Genomic DNA, 4026 nt, shown 5'->3' with positions numbered 1-4026 from the left:
ATCTGATCGCAGCGGCAAAGCGTGAAGGGATCGGCCGGGTTATCATCGACACGCCGCCCCATGCCGAGGACAGCATCTTGGGAGCGATGCGCGTTGCGGATCTGGTGCTGGTGCCGACGAGGCCGGGGCCACTCGACCTGGGCCGGGCTCGGTCTGGCAACCTCGGCCAAGGCTGCTGACCTCTCGTTCGACCCGTTCGAACAAAGCCGCGGTGAGCCCTTGATCGAACTCGCGGCCGGAGGCTGCGGCCCCGGCTTCCATCCCAATCCGTGGGGCCACTGCCGGCCGAATGACCGCGGCTACGGCTATGGCGGACCTCGCCGGTTCTACGAGGGACGGCCCTACGGCTACGGCGATGGCTACGGCCGCAGAGGTGGCTACGACTACGACCGCCCGCGTCGGTTCTACGACGGCTATTGAGGGCATCACGGCTGGTGCTCCTCGGACCGCCAGCCGTTCAAGCCTGCCCATGCCTTGTCGATGATGCTTTCCCGACGCTCAGCGCGGTCAGGAGCGGCATCGGCGACAATTCGCAGGGCGGCCTCCATGGCTTCGGCGTCACCCGCTGCTGAGGCTTCCTCGCCCTTTCGCCGGATCGCGGCCTGGAAAGCCTTCACAGCAGGACCTGCCGTAGGCCCACTCTCAACAGCGGAGACAAGGCTCAGTAGGGCGTCCGCAGTCGGCACGATGGCCTCCTGCCAAGGTGGAGCCGAAGGTGCGATCGGTCCCTGAGGAGGCGCCGATACAGGTACGGTGGTCCGGGGACGGATCATTGTATCGGGCTCCTGATGGGTAAGTTCAAAATCACATCCAGGTCGGACGGGTGAACCAGGTTCATGCCCGGCTCTGGGTGGTGGGTTCGGCGAGGATAGCGTCAAGCTCCATCGCCCTGGCGGCTGCGAGGCCGAGGGCGTAGCGGCCTGCCTGTCGGACGAAAACTGCGTCTGCGGGGTAGTGCCGATCGAGGAGGTTCATCTTCTCGCGGGAGCCGATGGCCGGGCAGCGCAGGCACTCGGGCGAGGACGGGGACACCGCGAAGTGCGGGTGCATGGGGATGCCCTCCTGCTCCACAAAGGCGAGTACGTCGGCGTCGGTCCAATCCCAGATCGGTAGCGACACCTCCACGGTAGCAGGGAGTACCCCTGAGAGGCCGGCAGGGGTCCCGCCCTGGTCCTGCTGGCGTTGGCCGTTCAGGACGGCGCACGGGCCTGCCTGAGCCTCCAGTAAAGCGTGCAGCGGTCGGACACGGTTGGCCCCGCAGCAACTGAGCCAGGGCTGAAGGCGAGGGGACCGGAAGTCCACGCCCTCGATGTGATCCAGGGGCAGCACGACGGCCGGGATACCGTGTTCGCGCCACTGCTCCTCTACGGGCCGCTCGGGCGCCAATTCGATGAGGTCGAAGCGATCGCCGAAGCTGCGCACGAACGCCGTCATCCGGTCGCCGGAGAGGCCGGTGTTGACCCAAACGAGGGTCAGGCGGTCGCGATAGGGTTCGCAGAGGTGCAGGATGGTCATGCTGTCCTTGCCGCCGCTGAAGGCCAGGAACACGCGGTCGTGGCGGGCGAAGAGGTCCGCGATGGCGGCGCGCGAGGCGGCGACGAGGTCGGGGAGAGCGGCGGTCATGCCTGACCTCCTTGAAATGCTTGGCATGGGGTCGAGTGCCAAACGGCACGGCGTTCCGGCTGAGAGGGGCCTAGATCAAGGTCACTGAACAAGTCACGGCCAGCCGCCTTTCGACGGAGACCGCGCAAACCCAAGTGGATTGTGCCATGAACACACGTATCGTTTCTGCTGTTGCTGCTGTTGCCCTGAGCGTTGGCGCGATTGCTTCGCCCGCTCTGGCCCAGAGCTACACGGCCCCTGCCGGCATCGCTTCCGTGACGGCGCCTGGTGGCCTTGAGGGCCGCAGCTACGACGACATCACCACCGGATCGATCGGCTATGGCCGCCGCCACGACTCTGCCCAGGAAGGCAACGCCAACCAGCCGAACTTCGTGGTTCAGCAGTACGGCCAGACCTCGGGTGGCCCGAGGCGCTAAGCCCTTCGACCATTGAGACGGCCAGCGGCGGGGCGAAAGCCCCGCCGTTTTCATGTTGGCGGTCATGCGGCTTTCCCCCTGGCACGCCACGTTTCGGCGGCTTTGTGCGCGAGGGCGACGACTTCCTCGATCCAGGCGGCATCGGCGTTAGAGACCCGGCCCGAGCGTTCGAACGCCTTGAGGCGATCCCGCTCGGCCTTGGTCAAGAAGCGGCCTCCGAACGCCTTCGGCATCGTCCAGTCGAGGGTAAGAGCGTAGCCGGCAGCCCGGCACCAAGGCTCAATCCTCTGGGTATCCCACAAACGCATCCCCGGCCTGCTGCAAGGCGCCGATGGATCACTCTCCCGAGGGGCGGCCGGCGGCGAGGAGCGCTTCGGCGTAGCCGTCCTGGGTGCTCCAAGAGGCGAGGCTTCGATGGCGTCCGCGAGGGCGTGCCAGTCGAGCCCTACCGCAGCGAGCGTCCGACCGATGGCACGAGCCGTTGCGACCACCTCCCCGTCGTGCTCGCTCGCAAGGCGGGGCAGGAGCTTCGCAAGGCGGTCCAGAGTGGCGGTAGGGATCGTGGGCGATACCATGATGCTCGATCCTCAGGTGGCTCGGGAAAGGTGGGCGTAGCTCGCCCAGACTTGGCGCTTGTCGATCGGCGCCATCGCGTTGAGCGCGCGGGCGGCTTCGGACAGAGCGCCGGGATCTCGTTCGGCGACGTGAAGGAGGCGGGTGGCGGTCTCGCCGTTTTCGCGTCGGGGATCAGTGACGCCATTCTGAGAGGCCGCAGCCTCATAGCTGCGTTCTGCGAAGCTGCACCCTTGAACGCCAGAACGATCTGCTGGAACCACAATGGGACGCTGATCGCTTCTCGCGAGTAAGCGGAGGCTGAAATGTGGATCTTGGAATGGGGCGACGCGACCAACCAGACGAGCGGGCAGTGGAACCACGAGGAGCATGAAAGCTCCGAGAAAGCACTCGATGCCGCGAAGACCAAAATCAACATGGGATTGATCGCGCACGCCCTCCATTCGGAGGCAGGCGTGCTCTGGATGAGCCGCGACGAGTTGCTGGATACCGTCGAGGCCACTGAGCCGACGAGCCAGACCTGACCTGGGTGAAAGGCGGTCCCCGGTGTGAGCGTATCGGCTGGGTTCATCGCTCAGCCATCTCCGCAGTGCGGACCCGACCGGCTGCTTTGGCGGCATTCATCATTGCGAGGCGACCGGCGATCAGGGGCGGAAACCGGATTGGTGCGGCGGGATCGAACCGGGCAGTCACAACCCTGACAGGAGCCGGGCGGAAGGGCTCAGGCGGCGCCTCGGCGACGAGCTGGAAGCCGGCGACCAGCTCGGGCGCGTAGCCGGCGGCTGGCTGCAGGGTGGCGGGCGCCTGCTGGCGGCGTGCGCGGAACCGGGCCTTGATGTCGGCGGCCAGCCTGTCGGCGTGCAGTGGCGGCGGGCTGGCGGGCGCAGCGACCGGCTGCGCAGTCTCAAGGATATGGAAGCCTGCAATCGGGCCGAGGCGGCTTTCCAGCCATGCCCGGGGGTTAGGGATGACGGAGGGGTCAAAGGCTCCGGTGCGCCACTTCTGGCGGGCACCCGCGCGCTGGTATCGAAACCTCACACCGTCACGAAACCCTATATAAGAGTCCTCCTTATAGGGTTCTGTGACGGTGTGAATTTGGGAGGCGGCCCCCCCGCCGTGGCGGTAGATCCAATTCCGGGCCGCGCCATCGCTGGGCCAAATCTCAGGCCAGGCGGCGGCCATATCGGCAGGGCTGTCGAGAACGACGCCTTCGGTCTGCATCTCGATTTCCTCCCCCGCAGGGTTCCAGGGCTCGGCCACGTCCACCGTCAGGGGCAGGACGACGTTGGCGATGATGTCGATGGCGAGGGGGTCGGCAGCGGTTCGGTTGACGCCACGGGCGCGGCCGATCGCCTGCATCAACTCGCCCTCGCAAATCTGCCAGCGGCAGGCGTCCGCCACGGGATCGGGGTGG

At 66.7% G+C, this 4026-nt stretch carries 6 protein-coding genes and 1 pseudogene; 3 read left to right on the top strand and 4 right to left on the bottom strand.

What is annotated here, in order from left to right; translation table 11 throughout:
* The first annotated feature begins 99 nt into the window (after positions 1-99).
* Positions 100-420 (top strand): GCG_CRPN prefix-to-repeats domain-containing protein, encoded by a 321-nt coding sequence (locus tag MKK58_RS26800; RefSeq protein ID WP_313899267.1) that lies wholly within the window; start codon positions 100-102, stop codon positions 418-420.
* Positions 421-425: 5 nt separating this feature from the next.
* Here the strand turns inward: MKK58_RS26800 and MKK58_RS04370 are convergent, their stop codons facing one another.
* Positions 426-617, bottom strand: coding sequence for a hypothetical protein (locus MKK58_RS04370; RefSeq protein ID WP_243910944.1), 192 nt, complete (start codon positions 615-617; stop codon positions 426-428).
* 217 nt (positions 618-834) lie between these two features.
* Positions 835-1623 (bottom strand): phosphoadenosine phosphosulfate reductase family protein, encoded by a 789-nt coding sequence (locus tag MKK58_RS04365; protein WP_243910943.1) that lies wholly within the window; start codon positions 1621-1623, stop codon positions 835-837.
* A 146-nt stretch (positions 1624-1769) separates the two neighbouring features.
* Here MKK58_RS04365 and MKK58_RS04360 point away from each other — a divergent pair, with 146 nt between their 5' ends.
* Positions 1770-2039 carry a hypothetical protein gene (locus tag MKK58_RS04360; RefSeq protein ID WP_243910942.1) on the top strand — a complete coding sequence of 90 codons (270 nt, stop codon included), beginning with the start codon at positions 1770-1772 and terminating at the stop codon, positions 2037-2039.
* A gap of 62 nt (positions 2040-2101) precedes the next feature.
* Here the strand turns inward: MKK58_RS04360 and MKK58_RS04355 are convergent, their stop codons facing one another.
* Complete coding sequence (locus MKK58_RS04355) at positions 2102-2245, bottom strand: hypothetical protein (protein WP_243910941.1); 144 nt, start codon at positions 2243-2245, stop codon at positions 2102-2104.
* A gap of 672 nt (positions 2246-2917) precedes the next feature.
* Here MKK58_RS04355 and MKK58_RS04350 point away from each other — a divergent pair.
* Positions 2918-3136, top strand: a complete 219-nt coding sequence (locus tag MKK58_RS04350; protein WP_243910940.1) for a hypothetical protein — start codon at positions 2918-2920, stop codon at positions 3134-3136.
* A 43-nt stretch (positions 3137-3179) separates the two neighbouring features.
* Here the strand turns inward: MKK58_RS04350 and MKK58_RS04345 are convergent.
* Positions 3180-4026: pseudogene (locus MKK58_RS04345) on the bottom strand (hypothetical protein); the annotation flags it as partial.

This window comes from Methylobacterium sp. J-078 (assembly GCF_022829285.1).
Lineage (GTDB): Bacteria > Pseudomonadota > Alphaproteobacteria > Rhizobiales > Beijerinckiaceae > Methylobacterium.
The sequence above is the reverse complement of the archived record's forward strand: the minus strand, read 5'-3'. Positions and strand labels throughout refer to the sequence as shown.